Here is a 16,455-nt window from a genome sequence, read left to right as displayed (position 1 = left end):
ACGCGGGCGGCACGGACCGCCCCCGGACCGGGGTTCATGCGGCCACTATATGCCGGTCACCGACATATACGTCTCACGGGGGTATCGAGTCGGACAGGAGCTCCGCGACCTCGGCCGCCTCGGGGAGGCCGAGCGCGCCGAGCTCTTCCACCGCCCTCCCCAGCACGCCCCGGGCCCGCTGGTGCTCCCCGGCCGCGGCCAGGGCGGTGCCGAACAGGCGCAGCGCCCGGGCCCGGGCGGCCCGCCAGCCCAGCTTCCGCGCCTCCGTCAGCGCGCGCTCCCCGCACTCCACGGCCTCCCGCGGCCGGTCCGCCGCCAGCTGGGCGGCGGTTTCGGAGACCAGGTTCATCACCACCAGCGCCGGATAGCCGCCGCCTGCCGCCAGCCCGGCGCTCTCCCGGTGCCTGGCGATGGCCTCCCGCGCGTCCCCGGCGTGCCGCGCGACGATGCCCAGGCTGTACAGCGCGTGGGCCTCGCCGTGGCGGTCGGCCGCCTCCCGGGCCGCCGCCAGGCTGAGCCGGGCGGCCTCCTCCGCCTCCGCGAACAGGCCCAGGCGCAGGAGCGTGCTCACGCTGTTCGACCGGGCGCTGGTCACCCCCCAGGTGCTGCCGCAGGCCGTTCCCACCGCGATCGCCTCCCGGTAGAGCGCGTCGGCCCCGCTCCAGTCGGCGCGGGTCTGGCGGACCACGGCCCGGCAGGTCAGGATGTCGGCGCGCACCACGTCGTCCCCGGCGTCCCGGGCCGCCCGCTCGGCGTCGTCCAGCGCGCTCCCCGCCTCCTCCGGCCGGCCCAGCCGGGTCAGGGCCGCCCCCAGCATGTAACCGATCCGGCCCGCGGCCCGGCGGTCCCCCTGTTCCGCTGCGGTGCGCAGGATGCGGCGGGCCGGGTCGACCACCCTGGCCCACAGGAACGAGCCGTCGAGCGGCGGGTCGAGGACGAGGACCATGTCCGCGATCAGCCCGACGGCCGCCGGGCTCAGCGTCAGCGTCTGTACGGCCACCGCGAGGACGGCCTCGATGTACGGGGCGAGCGGGTGCCCCCCGCTGTCCTGCGCGGCGATCGGCACCCCGTCCGCGGCCGTCGGGGTCAGCAGGCCCACCACCGGGTGCCCGGGGCGCTCGACGGCGTACGCGTACCGGGCCCGGGCCAGGATGTGGTCCACCAGCCGCAGGAGCGCCGCCGTCCGCTCCCGCGGCCCCTCGCACTCGGCGGAGCGCGCCACCGCGAACTCCTTCAGCAGGTCGTGGAAGCGGTAGGTGTACGGAGCCGGGGACTCCAGGAGCCCGAGCGCCGTCAGCCGCTCCAGGTACCGCTCCGCCTGCGGGCGCTCCAGCCCGGCCAGCGCGGCCGCCGCGCCGAGGTGCACGCTCTGGGCGCGCGGCAGGGCGAGGAGCCGGAACAGCCGCGCCTGCGGCGGGGTGAGCAGGTCGTACCCGAGCCGGAAGCAGGCTTCGACGCTGTCCTCGGGCGCGCCCGGCGGCGCGGACGGGAGCGGCCCGGGGCGGCTCGCGTCCAGGAGCCGGACGAAGTCCGCCAGCCCCCAGGCCGGCCGCGTCGCCAGCCGGGAGCCCGCGATGCGCAGGGCCAGGGGCAGCCCGCCGCACCGCTTCACGAGGGCCACGGCCGCGGCGGGTTCCGCTCCGGTCCGCTCCTCCCCCACGATCCGGCCGAGCAGGGTCAGCGCCTCCCCGATGGCCAGGACGTCGAGGTGGACGCGCAGGGCGGCGGGCAGGTCGGCCGGCGTGCCGCGGCTGGTGACGAGGACCGCGCAGGTCGGCGATCCGGGCAGCAGCGGCGCGAGCTGCGCCGCGTCGCGCACGTCGTCCAGGACGAGCAGGATCCGCCGGCCGGCGAGCCTCGTCCGGTAGAGGGCGGCGCGTTCCTCCGGCTCGTCGGGCAGCGACGGTCCGCTCACGCCGAGGGCGCGCAGGAAGGCGGCGAGCACGGCGTCGGGGTCGGCCGGGTCCTCCCGCACGCCGCGCAGGTTCGCGTACAGCTGACCGTCCGGAAAGTGTTCCCGCAGCCGCTGGGCCGCGTGCACGGCGAGGGTGGTCTTGCCGACCCCGCCGATCCCGCCGACGGCGGCGATGACCACGGTCCCGGACGCCTCCGACGGCGTCAGCCGGTCGATCAGCGCCTGGACTTCGTCGTCCCGGCCGGTGAAATCGCCTGGTGTGTAGGGAAGTTGCGCGGGAACGGGCGGCGCGGGCGGGGGCCGGTCGGGTAAAGAGGTGGGCGCCGCGGGCCGGGCGGCCGGCGGCGGGCGTCGTTCCGCGCCCCGGCCGCCTCGCTCCAGGACGGTGTCGCGCAGGGTGCGCAGCCGGTCGTTGAGGGGATGTTCCAGGCACAGGCCGGTCAGTTCCGCGACCAGGCGCGCGTGGTGCCCGAGCGAGAGGTCCAGCTCGATCCGCTCCATCAGGACCGACAGCCGCAGCTCGGCGAGGCTCTCGCGCCGGATGCGGGCCTGCGGGCCGGGCAGCCCGGCCAGGGCGGTGCCGCGCCACATCCCCAGCGCCCGCGCCAGCAGGTCCCGCCCCGCCGGCGCGTCATCGGCGGCGGCCGCGTCCCGGCCCCGCGCGACGAGGTCCTCGAAACGGTCGACGTCCAGGGCGTCCGGGCCGAGGTGGAGGGCGTAGCCGCGGCCCTGGGTCTCCAAGCCGGCGCCCAGGGTGCGCCGGAGCCGGTACACGTACGACCTGACCGTGCCGACGGCCGCACGCGGCGGCTCCCGCTCCCACAGGCCGCCGATCAGCTCGTCGAGGTCCACCACCGAGCCGCGCCGGCACAGGAGCATGGCGAGCAGGGCGCGCTGCTGCGGCGGACCCAGCGGGAGGGGGGTTCCGCCCCGGTGCGCCTCAAGCGGTCCGAGCAGGGAGAAGTACGGTCCGGGCCGCGTGCCGCTCATGTTTCTTCTTCCAACTCCCGCACGTACGGGGAAAATATGCGTGCGCGTGCCACCCAGCCGGAACTCTACCAAGGGCGTGCGGAACGGGAGGAACGGTGCGGGCGCCCGATGGACGGGCACCCATCGATCGTCGACGGGCTGTTGATCCGGCTGGGCCACCCTGGTATCGAGCGGGACCCACGCCGTGGGACCGCAACACCGCACACCTCAACACCGCACGACCGCAGGGGGAAGGGAAAGACACATGACGGTACTGACCGACCGCATCACCGTGACGATCCACGCCGCCGACCCGCTCAGCCGGGCCGGAGTCGTCCGTCATTTACAGCACCAGCCGGCCGTGGAGATCGTGCCCTCGCCACCGCATCGCAGCGGCAGCGCGCCCGTCCCCGCCGCCGTGGCCGTGATGGCGATCGACCACATGGACGACCCGTCGGCGGCCGAACTGCGCGATGTACTTCGCGGCGGCGCCCAGCGCATGGTCCTCGTCGCCCGTGAACTGCGCGAACCGGAGCTGCTCTCGGTGGTGGAGTACGGCGTGCGCTCGATCGTCTGGCGGCACCAGGCCACCGAGGAGCGGCTGTTCGACGCCATCCGGCAGACCGCGCGCGGGGAGTGCGTCCTGCCGCCGGACCTGATCGGCCGGGTGCTGGAGCAGGTGAACCGGCTGCGCCGCTCGGAGACGGCGGCGGCCTGCGGAACGGCCGGCGCGACGCCGTTCGGGCTGGCGCCGCGCGAGACGGACGTCCTGCGCCTCGTCGCGGAAGGGCTGGACACCCGCAGCATCTCGGAGAAGCTGGCCTATTCCGAACGGACCGTCAAAAACATCCTGCACGGCCTGATGACCCGGCTCCAGCTCAACAACCGTGCGCACGCGGTGGCCTACGCCTTGCGCGGGGGCTACATCTGACCCGCCCGCCCCGCGTGGGGGCCGAGGTCGCGGAGGGCGAACTCCCGGACCAGCGGGTGGAGTCGGTAGAACCCCGCCGAACCTGGCGCCAGCAGGGAGGAATCGACGAGTTCCTCCAGCGCACGGGCCGTCTCGGACGGTGGGGCGGCCGGCAGCGCGGCCACGTCGTCGAGGCCGAACCCACCCGGCGGGCCGCTGCTCGCGGGAGACGTCGGCGGGGTCGGTGTGGCGGTGGCAGTGGCGGTGGCCCGCAGGGTGCGCAGGGCCGCCGCCGACAGCCCTGCGGCACGGCGGCCGAAGCCGTCCTCGACCGCCCGGCCGTCCGCCCGCAGTCGCACCAGCAACCCCGTCCCGGTGCGAGCCGCCAGCCGGCCGGGCGACAGGCCCGGCTCGCGGCGCAGCCGCCGCCCGGCCAGCTCCAGGGCCAGCGGCAACCCCGCACACTGGTACAGGAGTTCGCGCACGCCGGCCGGGTCCCGGTGGATCCGTCGCGCCCCCGCGATCGCGGCCAGCAGCTCCAGCGCGGGGGCGTCGTCCCATTCCGGTACCTCGACCGGGCGCGCCCCGGGTACGACGATCCCCCGCGAGGCGGCCGTCACCAGCGCCGCGCATCCCGGCGCGCCCGGCAGCAGCGGCAGCAACTCCGCGGTGATGCGTGCCCCGTCGAGCAGGACGAGGACGCGCCGGCCGGAGAGCAGCGAACGGTACAGCGCCGCCCGCGCTTCGATGCCGTCCGGCACCTGGGTGCCCGGAACCCCCAGGGCGCGCAGGAGGGCGCCGAGCGGGGCGGCGGCCCCGGCGCCGAGACCGGCCCGCAGCACCCCGTCCGGGAAGGACGGCCCCGCCTGCCCGGCCACCCGGGCGGCGAGGGCCGTCTTGCCGATGCCGGGCATTCCGGTGAGGACCACGACGGGTACCCCGGTCGCGGCGCCGGAGAGGAGCCGGAGGATGAGCGCGCTCTCGGCTGCGCGCCCGAAGAAGGGCGGAGCCGACGCCGGGTCGGCGGGGGCGCCGGGTCCGGTGCCGGGGGTGTGGCGTTGGCCCTTGCTGATTCCCCGGCCCTGGACGTGACCGTGCCCGAGGCCGCCGCTGCCGTGGGGCGGGTCCCCCGCGCGGGAGGGGCCGTGCGGCCCGTCGGCGGGGAGGTGGTCCGGCCCGGACGGCCGGCCGGACACCGGTGCGGGTACGGGCCCGCGCGGCCAGGAAGGGAGTGCGGCCACCGGCCCCGAGCGGCGCAGGCCCGGGGCGCCGCCGGTCCGGCGCCGTACCGCACCGTGCAGGGCGGCCAGTTCCGGTCCGGGGGTCACCCCGAGCTCCGCCCCGAGGGTCTCGCGCGCGCTCTCGTACACGGCCAGCGCTTCGCCGGAGCGGCCGCTGCGGTGCAGGGCGCGCATGAGCAGCGCGTGGGCCCGCTCGCGCAGCGGGTGTTCCGCCGCGAAGGCGCGCAGGGCCGGGACCGCTTCCGTGTCGCGGTCCGGCCGCAGCTCCAGGGCGTCGTGGAAGTGGTCCTCCCGCGCGCTCAGCCACAGCCCGGTGAGCCGGTCGCGCTGCGCCTCGGCGTGGGGGCCCGGCAGCCCGGCCAGCGGGCTGCCCCTCCAGAGGGCGAGGGCACGGCCGCGGACGGCGTGCGCCTCCCGCACGGCTCCGGTCGCACGCAGCCGGGCGGCTTCGGCGAGCCCGCGTTCGAACTCGGTGACGTCCAGCACCGGACGGGACAGCCGCAGGGCGTAGCCGCCGGAGGCGTAGACGAGCAGCCGGGCGGGGGCCCGGGGCGGGCGGTCCGGCTCGAAGAGGGCGCGCAGCCGGGAGGCGTACGTCCGCAGGGTTCCCACGGCGCGCGGCGGCACGCGCTCTCCCCAGAGGGCGTCGCACAGCTCGGCGACGGTCGCGGTCCGGCCGGTGCGCAGCAGCAGGACGGCGAGGAGCGCGCGCTGCTGGTTCGGACCGAGGTCCAGGGGCACGCCGTCGGCCGCGCGGGCGGTCATCGGCCCGAGCATCCGGAACCGCATCCCGTCCGCGCCCGCGGCCACGACACGTTCCCGCACCACCCCGCACCCCCTCCGCCGGCCGCCCACGCGTCGGCACCCGGCATCCGGCATCCGGCATCCGGTGATGGATCACCGGTATCCGGTGAGGAGATACGTTACTGCGGGCCGCCGACGGGACCAGGCGCCACCCGCTGGCCGACGGGCGCCCCCTGCCGACGCGCTCCCGCCGCCGGGGGGAAGCGGCGGCCGGAGCGGCGTCGGGCACGGAGGGCGTCCGGAGCGGGTGGCGCCCGGAGGGGCAGGGCCCGGGGCGGTCGCCTTACGGCGCGGTGACCTCACGCGTCAGCTTCGACTGCCACGGGCACCAGGTCGAGCCGGGCAGGAGCGCGCCGCCGACCTCCGACAGGTGGGTGTTGACGTAGGAGATGCTCGCGTCACAGACCTCCATGGCCATGCCGAAGAACTTCACCGAGTCGGGAGCCAGCGTGTACTTCCAGGGCTGGTTGTAGGTGGCGGGGGACTTGACGACCCGGCCCATCACGCCGCGGTTCTCCGTGTCCACACCGTTGAGGATGTCGCGCGCCTGCTGGATCTTCGCGCGGTCGGTGAGCTTGAAGACGAAGGTGTCCGTGCCGTCGGTGAACTCGAAGTAGGACGCCGACGCGGCCGCCGGGGACGCGGTGTCGAGCTCCGCGGCCTGGGCGGCGGGCGCGGCCAGCGCCAGAGCGACCATCGAGACCGCCGCGAGACTGCCGGCCTTGGTGAGGGTACGTCGCATGCCTGGAACCTCCTGTGTCGGTCGGGCCGCTTCTGCGACCCGCTCTGCAGCGAACGTATGCGGGAATCTCACGAATTGGGCACTTGCCCCCCATGTGTGCCCCGTTGGACTCCCGACGCTGCACCAAAGGCCCCCGCGGCCTTCAAAACGCTGCCCGGAAGCGCAGTTGACCGAGGAATGGGGTGAACTTCCGCCTTCGGGACGGCATCCCGGACGCCTTGGGGGTTTCCCAGGGGTTTCCCGGATCGGTCCACGGGAGGAGACGGCCACGTCATCGACAGCGGTCCCGGGGGTGTTCCAGGCTCGGACCGTTCCGTGCACCACTCCCCGGTGCACATCCGCGACGAAGGGAACCCGCATGCGCATCGCCCTCCACCACCGGGGACGCCACCGCGCGTTCGCCATGGCCGGCACCGCGGCCGCGGTCGGCGCCCTGCTCCTGACGGCGACGGCGACGACGGCCCACGCGTCGGCGCCGGTGTCGCCTCCGCCCCGCCTCGCGCCCGCCGCCGCGCCCGCCTCCGTCAAGGCCTACGTCCAGCGCTGCACCGACCTCGGCAACGGCACCCTGTGCATCGACGTCAACGGACGGGTCGGCGCGCAAGGGACCATCGGCGTCGGCTACTGGAAGCGGGCCGGGAGCGCCGTCCACGTGCGGCTCGGCTGGCAGAACACCACGGGCGGCGGCGCCAACTTCAGCAAGAACGTGCACGGTCCGCTGGTCCCGGGGACCGACACGGGCACCGAGACGTGGCGGACGTACCTCGCGGCGGGGTGCGTGTACCCGCTGATCGAGGTGGTCGGCCAGGGCACGCTCAAGGGCAAGGAGGTCTGCGTACCCTCCTGACCGGGGCGCTCCGCCCCCGGGTTCACGGCGCGTCGGGGCCCGTGAGGAAGGTGCCCTTCGCGGTGTAGGGCCAGGCGTTGGACGCGCAGCCGTCCAGGCCCTTGATCTGCTGCATCATCACGGGCGCCGGGCGGCCGGGCCCCGGGCAGCCCATGTGCCTGCGGTAGCCGATCATGTGCCCCACCTCGTGGTTGATGATGAGGTGGCGGTACTCGGTGGCGGGGCCGTCGTACTGCGGGGAGCCCCGCACCCAGCGTTTCAGGTTGACGACGACTCCCCCGGCGACCTCGCAGTTCAGTTCCCCCCGGGTGCTGCCGACCGACGCGCAGAGCCGGTCGGTGGTCTTGGGGGTCGCGATCTTGATGGTGAAGTCGGCCTGGTCGGTCACCAGTTGGAACCGCCCCTGGCCGTGTGCGGCCCAGCTCCTCGGGTCGGAGAGGATCGCCTGGATCTCCGTGGCGGCCTGGACGGCGGACACGTCGATGCCGTCCTCGACCTCGACCCGGTAGCGGCGCAGCGGCCCGCCGGTCCCGATGACGGCGCCGGAGGCCTTCGCGCTGGTGAAGGTCCCCGGCCCGGCGGCCGGTACGGCGGGCGCGCCGTGGGAGGACTGCGGTGCGCCGCTGCCGGGATGCCGGGAGAAGGCGAAGCCCCCGGCGAGCACCAGGGCGAGCAGCGAGACGGCTATGACCGTCGGGCGCGGGCGCCGCGCCCCTCCCGGGCGTTTCCCGCCCGTCACCCTTCGCCCCGCCCCTGGACGAGCGCTTCGAGGCCGTCCAGGATCCGTCCGAGTCCGAAGGCGAACTCCGCGTCGGGCGCCTTGGACCGCCCGATGACCCCCGAGGCGAGGAGCCGGGTGAGGGCCGGGTGCCGCTGCTCGTCGGTGAGCAGGGTCAGCGTGTTGACGTAGCGGGCCAGCATCCGGTCGGGCGGGATGCCGCCCTTGACCATGGCGTCCGTGATGTCCGCCGTCACGGTGGCCTCGTTGCGCACGAGGCCACCGATGAGCAAGAGCGCCGAGAGCTTCTCGGTATCGCGCAGTCCGCTGTGCGCGAGCGAGACCAGACCGCGTTCCATCCAGGCGATCCGGTTCGGGGTGGCCGGGGGCCCGGTGATCGGGATGCGCAGGATCCAGGTCTTCTGCCGGAGCCGCGCCCGCTGCTGGTAGGCCCATTCCGTGATGGCGCCCCGCCAGTCGACGGCCGGGTCGACGGTGGCGGGCGGCGGTGCGCCGACGCCCGCCTCCGCCATCAGGATGTACAGCTCGTCCTTGGCGGTGACGTAGCGGTAGAGGGACATCGTCGAGGAGCCGAGCTGCTTGGCCACCCGGCCCATGGAAACGGCCTCGATCCCCTCGGTGGCGGCGAGGTGGATGGCGGCCTCGACGATCCGGTCCAGGGTGAGGGCCGGCCGCGGGCCCTTGGTGGGTCGCTCGCGCAGGCCCCAGGCCGTTTCCAGGCTCGCCGGAAGCCCGGTCTCCGGTTCTTCCGGTCCCGCCGGTCCTGCCGGTCCTGCCGCCATGCCCAACCCTTCGGTTCCGTCCGCACGCTGATCGCTTGGCCCCATCCTATTTCTGTGTAGTACTTACACAAAAAGGGCGTGGCCCTCTGCCTTCGTGCGGCCGGACCGCCTGAAGGGTCACCGGCCGCCCGAACGGTTAGCGGACCGCCTGCGCGAACGGGCCCCCGACCGAGAAGACGCGCTCGGCGAAGCGTTCACCGATGCGGCGGTGCGTGGCCGCGTCCGGGTGCAGCTCGTCGGGCAGCGGCAGTTCGGCGTGGTCGGCCGCGCCGTAGAGGTCGCGGCCGTCCAGGTGGTGCAGGTGCGGGTCCTCGGCCGACCGCTGCTCCACGATCCGGGCCAGCTCCTCACGGATGACGCCCAGGGTCAGCTTCCCGTTGGCGCGCTCGGCGGGGTCCCCGGTGGCCACGAACCGCATCCGGCCGGCCTTGAAGGCGGCGAAGTCGGGTGCGCAGGGCCCGGGCGTGTCCTCGTGAATGGGGCACAGGATCGGAGAGACGACCAGCAGCGGCGTACCGGGGTGCCCGTCCCGGATGGTGTCCAGGAAGCCGTGGACCGCGGGCGTGAAGGCGCGCAGCCGCATCAGATCGAGGTTGACCAGATTGATCCCGATCTTGACGCTGATGACGTCGGCGGGGGTGTCCCGCATCGCGCGGGCGGTGAACGGGTCGAGCAGGGCGCTGCCGCCGAGGCCCAGGTTGGTCAGTTCCACCCCGCCGAGAGCGGCGGCGAGCGCGGGCCAGGTGGTGCTGGGGCTCGCGGCGTCGGAGCCGTGGCTGATCGAACTGCCGTGGTGCAGCCAGGTCCTGCGCCCCCGCTCCGGTGCGGGCTCGACGGGCGCGTCGGAGCGCAGGGCCACGAGTTCGGTGGTCTCGTTGTGCGGCAGCCAGATCTCCACGTCCTTGTCCGTGTCGGGCAGGCCGGTGAAGCGCAGGGTGCCGACGGGGCCGGGGCGGGGCACGGCGGTGCCCGCCGCCAGGTCGATGGTCAGGGTGTTTCCGCCGCTGATGCTCGCCCGGCCGGCCAGCCGTCCGTCGACGAGCAGGTCGTACACGCCGTCGGGGCGCGGCGGGGCGTTCACGTAGATCCGCTTGGTGGGCAGGGTGTCCAGTTCGAGGGCGGTGGCCCGGGTGCGGAAGACCAGGCGGACGCCGGAGGGCTGGGACTCCGCCATGGCCAGCTGCGGGTCGGTGTTCTGGGCGCGGGCCCGCGCGGGCAGCCGGTGCGGCAGGAGGCCGTGCTCGGTGTGTTCCAGGTCGATCGCGCCGCGCACGAGCCCGGCGGTGACGGGCGTGGTGATCCAGGGGGGCGCGGGGTTCATGGTGTCAGCCTGTCGGTCGGTGGTCGGAAGGGGCCGGAGCACCACCACTGTGCGGCGAAGTGGTCCAGGTGCGCAGGAGGGCGTCGAGCCGGTCGATGATCCACACCCAGCTCTCGCGGGCGTCGGGCGCGCTGTGGCTGAAGCCGCCGGACAGCTCCAGGGTGACGTAGCCGTGGAAGACGCTCCCCAACAGTCGTACCGCGTGCGTCTGGTCGGGTTCGGCCAGGTCGTAGCCGCGCAGGATCGCCCGCATCATCTGCGCGTGCCGGCCGCCCGCGCTCGCCGCGGCCGCTTCCGGGTCGAGCCGGAACTGCGCGGCCGCGTACCGGCCGGGGTGCCGTCGCGCGTAGTCGCGGTAGACGTTCGCGAAGGCGGCGAGGGCGTCCTTGCCCGCGCGGCCGGCGAGGGCGGCGGACACGGCGTCGGCGAGTTCCTCCAGCGCGAGCAGCGCGATGCCGGTCTTGAGGTCGTGGGAGTTCCTGACGTGCGAGTACAGGCTGGCGACCTTGACGTCGAACCGTCGCGCGAGCGCGGAGACGGTCACCTGCTCGAACCCGGCCTCGTCCGCCAGGTCGGCGCCCGCCCGGACCAGGCGTGCCGTGGTCAGCCCGACGCGTGCCATGGTGCCCCTTTCGATTGCCTTGACCCATCATGAATTTGCCTAAAGCTTTTAGGCAAATCCTGGAGGGGCCCCTCACCCGGGCTTGGTCCCTACGGGTCGATCGTGCCCGGGGGAAGGAACGCGGCGCCCCGGCCCTCGTTATCCGCGCATGACGTGCGTCCGCGGTTCCCTCGCGGCACTGCGGTGGTGACGGCACGTCACCGAACGAGGGAGGCTCATGGCACCGTCCATCACGCTGTCCGCCGTTTTGGCGACGGCGACAGCCCTGTTGAGCGTTCCCGCCACGCCCGTCGAAGCCGCCGCCGCCCCGCGGGCGGACCAGGCCCGGCACGACGTGGCCCTGTTCAGCGTCAAGGCCGCGGACCACGCGGCGGCGCAGGAGTTCACCGCGGGATCCGCCCGCCTCGACCGGGTGAGCTTCTACCTCACCAGCGGCGCCGCCACCGGCACGGTGACCGTTCAGGTACGGACCGAACGGGACGACCCGGCCACCGCGGTCGCCACCCGGACTCTGAACCTGTCCGCCCTCGGCGGGGCCGGGGCGGGCTGGGTCGAGGTCCCGCTCGGCGCGCCGCTGGAGGCGGGCGGCCGGTACTACCTGTTCGTCCAGGCCACGACCCGGGAGAACAAGCCCGTCGTCTGGCACGGAACCCGGCACGCCGACCCGCGGGCACCGGTCAGCTGGAACTACGACCGGCCCTACTGGGGCGGCTGGCATCCCGACGCGGCCCGCCTCGCCTTCCACATCAACCCGGTGGGCGGCGACCGCTGCGGGGAGACCGAGGTGTGCTACGTGCCCGCCTCGGCCCTGGCCGCCCGTACGGCGGGGCTGCTGACGAACGGCCAGGCGACGGAGGCGGTCGCGCCGTCCTTCGCGGTGGGCGCCGGCTACGTCGAGGGCAGCAACGTCCTGCGCCTGCCGTCGGGCCGCTGGCGCTACCTGCCCGCCGGGCGGACGGCGTCGGTGGTGACCGCGGCGGACGACCCCGGCGCGCTGCGGCAGATCGCCGAGAGCCGCGCGTGGCTCGCGGCCGGGAAGGTGCCCGGCGCGACTGCCGCGCGCAAGGCGGCGTTCCGGCGCGCCCTGCTGTCCATGCGGGCCCTGCTGCGACCGAACGGGGCGTTCGCGGCGGCCTGGTCCCCGGCGTGGGAGAACTCCTGGCCCCGGGACGGCAGCTTCGCCGCCGCCGCCTTCGCCGCCACCGGCCATGACGCCGAGGCGTACCTGATGCTCCGGCACGACCAGGCGACCCAGCGGCCGGACGGTACCTGGGAGGCCCGCACCACCCTCGACGGCGCGGGGCCGCCCGACTCGCGTCCGTGGCAGCTCGACGGCAACGGGTGGGTGCCGTGGGCCACCTGGCAGTGGTACCGGGCCGCGCCCGCCAAGGACCGGGCGGCGCGGCTCGCGGCGCTGTACCCGATGGTGCGCAAGGCCGCCGACTACGCGGCCGACTCGCTGGACGCGGACGGCCTGCCGCCCGCGGGGCCGGACTACTGGGAACTGCCGACGGACACCCCCAACATCGGTACGGCCGCGCCCCTGCTCGCCGGGCTGAACGCCGCCGCCGATCTCGCCCGGGCGTCCGGGCGGGACAGTGACGCGGCGCGCTGGGCGCTCGCCGCGCGGCGGCTCTCCGACGGCATCGCGACGCACTTCGCGCCGGGCGGATACCCGCGCACCGGTGACGGGCTGCACGGCCGGGACAGCGCCGTCGCCTTCATGGCCCCGCCCTTCAACACGGCCTCCGCGGACCTGCCTTCCGCGCTCGACTCCACCTACGGCGCGCTGCTGCTGCCCAACGGGGGGCTGCTGCCGGGTGACGATCCGGACTTCAGCTGGGGGCAGTACGCGTGGACCCCGAGCACCGCGTTCTTCGCCCTGGCGTGGGCCGGGACGGGTGAGGGGCGCAAGGCCGACCGGGTGCTGGACTGGGTCCTGGCCAAGCGGAACGGGCTCGGGGAGCTGCCGGAGACGGTCAACGGTGCCGGGAGGCCGGCGTCGGTGGCGCCGCTCGGCTGGACCGATTCGCTGGTCCTCCTCGCCGCTCTGGCCCTGGAGGGTTCCCCTGTCCCGACGCCGCCCATGCCGTAGCCCTGCGGGCCGCCCCTGCCCGTCGGAGGCCGGGGGCTGCCTGCCCTCCGGGGGCGCCTCAAACGCCGGCGAGGCTGGAGGGGCCTTGCCTCCGGCGGCCCGGAGTGCCTGCCGGGAACCAGCCCAGCCCGCCCGGCGATTGAGGGCCCGCCGGAGGCGACCGGGGGCGCAGGGCGTCGCTTCGCGGACCGCCACCCCGGCCCGCCCGGCTTGCCCTCCGGGGGCGCCTCAAACGTCGGCGGGGCTGGAGGGGGGCGCTTGCCTCCGGCGGGCGGGAGAACGTGCCGGGAACCAACCCAGCCCGCCCGGCGATTGAGGGCCCGCCGGAGGCGACAGGGGGCACGGGGCGGTGCTTCGCGGAGCGTCAGCCCAGCCCGCCCGGCGATTGAGGGCCGCTCGGCGGGGTGGGCTGGGTTCGCTGCGTCAGGGGTGGTCGGGGCGGGGGAGGGTTCGGGTGAGGAGGGGGAGGAGGCGGGACCAGTGGCGTTCCAGGGCGGCGGGGCTGAAGGCGCTGGTGTCGGGCATCGTGAAGCCGTGCACCGTGCCGGGGTAGACCTCGGAGGTGTAGGCGAGCCCCGCCTCCTTCAGCGCCCGGTCCAGCGCGTCGAGCGCCTCCGTCGTCATGTCGGGCTCGGCATGCCCGAGGTGCACCTCGGCGGTGATGGCGGGCGCGAGCAGGTGCGGGCTATCCGGCGCGTCGGTGACCAGGTTGCCGGGGTGGAACCCGGCGACGGCGGCCACCCGGTCCGGCCGCGCCGCGGCCGTCCGCAGCGCCAGCACCGCCCCCATGCAGTAGCCGATCGCGGCGACCGGCCCCGGAACCACCTCGGGCTCCGCGGCGAGGAAGTCGAGGTAGGCGTCCGCGTCCCGCAGGGCCCGTTCGACGGTGTGCGCCGTGTACAGGGGCATCAGCCGGGCCAGGATCTCCGGCCGGGCCTCCGCCGAGATGTGCGCGGGCAGTTCGGTCACCGGCGCCGGCCCGTGCCGGTAGTAGAGGTTCGGGAGCAGGACGTAGTAGCCGTGCCCGGCCAGCTCCCGTGCCCTCTCCTCCAGCACGGGCCGCACGCCGAAGACGTCCGTGTACAGCAGCACCGCCGGGTGCCGCTCGCCGTCGTCGGGAAACACGGCGATGGCGTCGGCGCGGCCGTCGGGCGTGGGGATGTGCAGCGTCTTGGTGGACAAGGGCTTCCTTCCTCGGAATACGTCAACCCAGCTCTACTGCACCGGCGTTCCCGGCGCGAGCGCATGTGGCTCGCCCGCCGGGCCCGGCACCCGGGGGCCCGTGGCCGCCAGGGTGAAGGAGTGGCCGGCCGGGTCGCTGAAGACCCGCGCCTCGCGCGGACCGGACTCGGCGTCCGCGTCCACCGGGCGCGCGCCGAGCGACACGGCCTCCCGCTCCGCTTCGTCCATGTCCTCGGGAGCCACCAGGATCCGCAGGTGCGCCTGCTGGGAGTCCTCCGGACGCGGCCAGCTCGGCGGCGCGTACCCCCGGTCCCGGCACACGGCCAGGTGGACCCCGGCGCCGCCCACCACCTCGATCATGTCGGGCCCGGCTCCGGGCCGGGCCTCGCCGCCCAGCAGCTCGGCGTAGAAGTGCGCGAGAGCCTCGGGCTCGGCGCAGTCCAGTACGAGAACGCTCGTCTTCGCGACAGTCATGACCCCCCGTATGCCCCGCGCCACCGGCCGTATCCGTGGCCGGAACCCTCTCCCGGGGGTGTTTCGCGTGCGCGCCGGGCCCGCTCGCGAGAGGGTGTCCTTGGACTCCGCTGCCGATGGAAAGGCCTCATCCCATGAGCTTCACCGCCCGCAAGGACCTCGGATTGCTCGCCCTGCGCCTCGGAGCGGGCGGCGTGCTCATGGCGCACGGCGCGCAGAAGCTCTTCGGCTGGTTCGGCGGGGGCGGCATCGAGGGCACGGCCGCCGCGATGGAGCACATGGGGTTCACCCCGGGGCGGCACAGCGCCATCGCGGCGGGCCTCGGCGAGGCCGGTGGCGGCGCGCTGCTCGCGCTGGGCCTCGCGACCCCGGCGGCGGGGGCCGCCGCGGCGGGCGCGATGGCGGGCGCCGTCTCCGTGCACGCCCCGGCGGGGTTCTTCGCCCAGGGCGGCGGGTTCGAGTACCCGGCGTTCCTCGGGCTCGTGGCCGCGTCCCTCGGGCTGACCGGCCCGGGGCGCTACTCGCTCGACCACCTCAGCGCGCACAAGCTCGACCGCCCGACCGTGCTGGCCCTCGCCTTCACCGCGAGCGCGGCCGCGGCGACGGTCGTCGTCGGCCGCCGCCTCGCCTCGCTGGCCAAGGAAGCCGTCGAGGAAGGCGACATCGGCGTGGCCGCGGAGCCCGCGGAGGCCGAGTCCCCCGCGTAACCTTCGCACGGGACGGGACGGGACGGGCGGCAGGGCGGGTCAGCCGCCGTTCTGCTCCTGCGCCCGGTATCCCGCGCGGACCAGCGCGAGGGCCGCGAGGTGCTGCGCGCGGGGCGTTCCTTCGAGGCGGTGGGGGCCGGCGGTGAGCCGGTACCACTCCTCCGCGCCGGTGTACTGGATCTCGACCACCGCCCGCCCGTCCGGCCCGGCGGTGGTGCGCAGGGTCAGGTCCCCCGTGATGACCCCCACCTCGTCGGTCATCGCTCCGCCCGGTCCCGCGACGACTTCGTCCACCCACTGCTCGGCGCCCTGCGCCATGTCATCGGTCATGTGGCGCAGGTGTCCAGCATCGTCGTGATCATCCGCTTCTCCGGCTCGGTCACCGTCAGACCGTACGTCGACTTGACGGTGGTCCAGGCCCTGCCGTACTGGCACCAGGCGCCCTTGTCGGTGGGCTGCCAGGCGTCGGGGGTCTGGTCGCCCTTGGACCGGTTCGAGGAGGCGCTCACCGCGATCAGCTGCGGTCGCACGAGGTCGTTGGCGAACTCCTTGCGGCGCTGGGAGTCCCAGGTCGCCGCGCCCGAGCGCCAGGCGGCGGCGAGCGGCACCATGTGGTCGATGTCGAGCTTGCCCGCGTCGGTGATGGTGACACCGTCGTAGAGGCTGTGCCACGTGCCGGAGGTGGCCTTGCAGTCGGCGCTCTGCGCGACGTCCTTGCCGTCCCGCTTGATGACGGTCTCGCGGGTGTCGCACTTGTTGCCCTGGTCGATCCAGTGCGTGAACTTGTCCCGGGAGTAGCCCGACATGGAGCCCACGGGAGCGACCTTGAGCCCGGCCAGCTGCGTGCGCGCCACCTGGACGGTCACCATGCCCGGCAGGACGTCCCCGGAGACCGGCTTGCCGTCGTCCGGCCCCGGCCCCTTCTTGGACGCCGACGCCGAAGCCGAGGGCTTGCCGTCGCCCGCGCCCCGGTCCCCCGCGGGCTGGGTGCATCCGGCCACCGCCAGCAGTATCGATACCGCCAGGATCCCGCCGGTCAGCCGCATCTGACGTGCCATACCCTCAACCCCACCCGCCGCAGCGCCGAACCACATGTCCGGTTCAC

General features: G+C 75.0%; 15 protein-coding genes. 4 read left to right on the top strand and 11 right to left on the bottom strand.

Going from position 1 to position 16,455, the window contains the following annotated elements; genetic code table 11:
- Positions 1 to 73 precede the first annotated feature (73 nt).
- Positions 74 to 2,905 carry an AfsR/SARP family transcriptional regulator gene (locus AC0693_RS11085; RefSeq protein ID WP_469315836.1) on the bottom strand — a complete coding sequence of 944 codons (2,832 nt, stop codon included), beginning with the start codon at positions 2,903 to 2,905 and terminating at the stop codon, positions 74 to 76.
- 244 nt (positions 2,906 to 3,149) lie between these two features.
- On the opposite strand from AC0693_RS11085, the gene AC0693_RS11080 reads away from it, so the two are divergent.
- Positions 3,150 to 3,815, top strand: coding sequence for a helix-turn-helix transcriptional regulator (locus AC0693_RS11080; protein ID WP_469315835.1), 666 nt, complete (start codon positions 3,150 to 3,152; stop codon positions 3,813 to 3,815).
- On the opposite strand, the gene AC0693_RS11075 is transcribed toward AC0693_RS11080, so the two are convergent.
- On the bottom strand, positions 3,806 to 5,863 hold the full coding sequence (locus AC0693_RS11075; RefSeq protein WP_478801548.1) for an AfsR/SARP family transcriptional regulator: 2,058 nt from the start codon (positions 5,861 to 5,863) through the stop codon (positions 3,806 to 3,808). The two genes, AC0693_RS11080 and AC0693_RS11075, sit on opposite strands and share 10 nt — an antisense overlap.
- A gap of 259 nt (positions 5,864 to 6,122) precedes the next feature.
- Complete coding sequence (locus tag AC0693_RS11070; RefSeq protein ID WP_468466223.1) at positions 6,123 to 6,581, bottom strand: BP74-related protein; 459 nt, start codon at positions 6,579 to 6,581, stop codon at positions 6,123 to 6,125.
- Between the two features lie 358 nt (positions 6,582 to 6,939).
- Between AC0693_RS11070 and AC0693_RS11065 the strand changes: the two genes are divergently transcribed.
- A complete protein-coding gene (locus AC0693_RS11065) occupies positions 6,940 to 7,428 on the top strand; it encodes a hypothetical protein (RefSeq protein ID WP_469315833.1) in 489 nt (162 codons plus the stop codon).
- A 22-nt stretch (positions 7,429 to 7,450) separates the two neighbouring features.
- Here AC0693_RS11065 and AC0693_RS11060 read toward each other — a convergent pair whose 3' ends face one another.
- The 4 genes from AC0693_RS11060 to AC0693_RS11045 all read right to left on the bottom strand — a co-directional run bounded on the left by AC0693_RS11060 (position 7,451) and on the right by AC0693_RS11045 (position 10,892).
- The gene (locus AC0693_RS11060) at positions 7,451 to 8,167 is read right to left on the bottom strand and encodes a DUF3152 domain-containing protein (RefSeq protein ID WP_469315832.1); all 717 of its coding nucleotides are present in this window, start codon (positions 8,165 to 8,167) and stop codon (positions 7,451 to 7,453) included.
- Entirely contained in the window at positions 8,164 to 8,949 is a 786-nt protein-coding gene (locus AC0693_RS11055; protein ID WP_469315831.1) for a TetR/AcrR family transcriptional regulator, read from the bottom strand. Before AC0693_RS11055 ends, AC0693_RS11060 begins: the two co-directional genes overlap by 4 nt.
- Before the next feature lie 136 nt (positions 8,950 to 9,085).
- A complete protein-coding gene (locus AC0693_RS11050) occupies positions 9,086 to 10,270 on the bottom strand; it encodes a GDSL-type esterase/lipase family protein (RefSeq protein ID WP_469315830.1) in 1,185 nt (394 codons plus the stop codon).
- Between the two features lie 4 nt (positions 10,271 to 10,274).
- Positions 10,275 to 10,892, bottom strand: a complete 618-nt coding sequence (locus AC0693_RS11045) for a TetR/AcrR family transcriptional regulator (protein WP_468466233.1) — start codon at positions 10,890 to 10,892, stop codon at positions 10,275 to 10,277.
- 217 nt (positions 10,893 to 11,109) lie between these two features.
- Between AC0693_RS11045 and AC0693_RS11040 the strand changes: the two genes are divergently transcribed.
- Positions 11,110 to 12,987 carry a choice-of-anchor R domain-containing protein gene (locus tag AC0693_RS11040; protein ID WP_478801547.1) on the top strand — a complete coding sequence of 626 codons (1,878 nt, stop codon included), beginning with the start codon at positions 11,110 to 11,112 and terminating at the stop codon, positions 12,985 to 12,987.
- Between the two features lie 423 nt (positions 12,988 to 13,410).
- Here the strand turns inward: AC0693_RS11040 and AC0693_RS11035 are convergent, their stop codons facing one another.
- Together AC0693_RS11035 and AC0693_RS11030 are read right to left on the bottom strand one after the other, a co-directional pair.
- A complete protein-coding gene (locus AC0693_RS11035) occupies positions 13,411 to 14,169 on the bottom strand; it encodes a dienelactone hydrolase family protein (protein WP_478801546.1) in 759 nt (252 codons plus the stop codon).
- A 33-nt stretch (positions 14,170 to 14,202) separates the two neighbouring features.
- Positions 14,203 to 14,643 (bottom strand): VOC family protein, encoded by a 441-nt coding sequence (locus AC0693_RS11030; RefSeq protein ID WP_478737499.1) that lies wholly within the window; start codon positions 14,641 to 14,643, stop codon positions 14,203 to 14,205.
- Between the two features lie 134 nt (positions 14,644 to 14,777).
- On the opposite strand from AC0693_RS11030, the gene AC0693_RS11025 reads away from it, so the two are divergent.
- A complete protein-coding gene (locus AC0693_RS11025; protein WP_469315826.1) occupies positions 14,778 to 15,350 on the top strand; it encodes a DoxX family protein in 573 nt (190 codons plus the stop codon).
- Positions 15,351 to 15,389: 39 nt separating this feature from the next.
- Here AC0693_RS11025 and AC0693_RS11020 read toward each other — a convergent pair whose 3' ends face one another.
- Positions 15,390 to 15,680, bottom strand: coding sequence for a hypothetical protein (locus AC0693_RS11020; protein WP_478737501.1), 291 nt, complete (start codon positions 15,678 to 15,680; stop codon positions 15,390 to 15,392).
- Entirely contained in the window at positions 15,677 to 16,408 is a 732-nt protein-coding gene (locus AC0693_RS11015; RefSeq protein ID WP_469333180.1) for an HNH endonuclease family protein, read from the bottom strand. The genes AC0693_RS11020 and AC0693_RS11015 overlap by 4 nt, the downstream gene beginning before the upstream one ends.
- Positions 16,409 to 16,455 lie beyond the last annotated feature (47 nt).

It is taken from the genome of Streptomyces sp. NPDC043876 (genome assembly GCF_056435825.1).
The sequence above is the reverse complement of the archived record's forward strand: the minus strand, read 5'-3'. Positions and strand labels throughout refer to the sequence as shown.

What these genes read in the sequence shown, in the direction of transcription:
- AC0693_RS11050 (WP_469315830.1), bottom strand. Translation starts at nt 10,270, where the DNA reads ATGAACCCCGCGCCCCCCTGGATCACCACGCCCGTCACCGCCGGGCTC.
- AC0693_RS11020 (WP_478737501.1), bottom strand. Translation starts at nt 15,680, where the DNA reads ATGACCGATGACATGGCGCAGGGCGCCGAGCAGTGGGTGGACGAAGTC.
- AC0693_RS11070 (WP_468466223.1), bottom strand. Translation starts at nt 6,581, where the DNA reads ATGCGACGTACCCTCACCAAGGCCGGCAGTCTCGCGGCGGTCTCGATG.
- AC0693_RS11055 (WP_469315831.1), bottom strand. Translation starts at nt 8,949, where the DNA reads ATGGCGGCAGGACCGGCAGGACCGGCGGGACCGGAAGAACCGGAGACC.
- AC0693_RS11025 (WP_469315826.1), top strand. Translation starts at nt 14,778, where the DNA reads ATGAGCTTCACCGCCCGCAAGGACCTCGGATTGCTCGCCCTGCGCCTC.
- AC0693_RS11015 (WP_469333180.1), bottom strand. Translation starts at nt 16,408, where the DNA reads ATGGCACGTCAGATGCGGCTGACCGGCGGGATCCTGGCGGTATCGATA.
- AC0693_RS11085 (WP_469315836.1), bottom strand. Translation starts at nt 2,905, where the DNA reads ATGAGCGGCACGCGGCCCGGACCGTACTTCTCCCTGCTCGGACCGCTT.
- AC0693_RS11065 (WP_469315833.1), top strand. Translation starts at nt 6,940, where the DNA reads ATGCGCATCGCCCTCCACCACCGGGGACGCCACCGCGCGTTCGCCATG.
- AC0693_RS11040 (WP_478801547.1), top strand. Translation starts at nt 11,110, where the DNA reads ATGGCACCGTCCATCACGCTGTCCGCCGTTTTGGCGACGGCGACAGCC.
- AC0693_RS11045 (WP_468466233.1), bottom strand. Translation starts at nt 10,892, where the DNA reads ATGGCACGCGTCGGGCTGACCACGGCACGCCTGGTCCGGGCGGGCGCC.
- AC0693_RS11030 (WP_478737499.1), bottom strand. Translation starts at nt 14,643, where the DNA reads ATGACTGTCGCGAAGACGAGCGTTCTCGTACTGGACTGCGCCGAGCCC.
- AC0693_RS11080 (WP_469315835.1), top strand. Translation starts at nt 3,150, where the DNA reads ATGACGGTACTGACCGACCGCATCACCGTGACGATCCACGCCGCCGAC.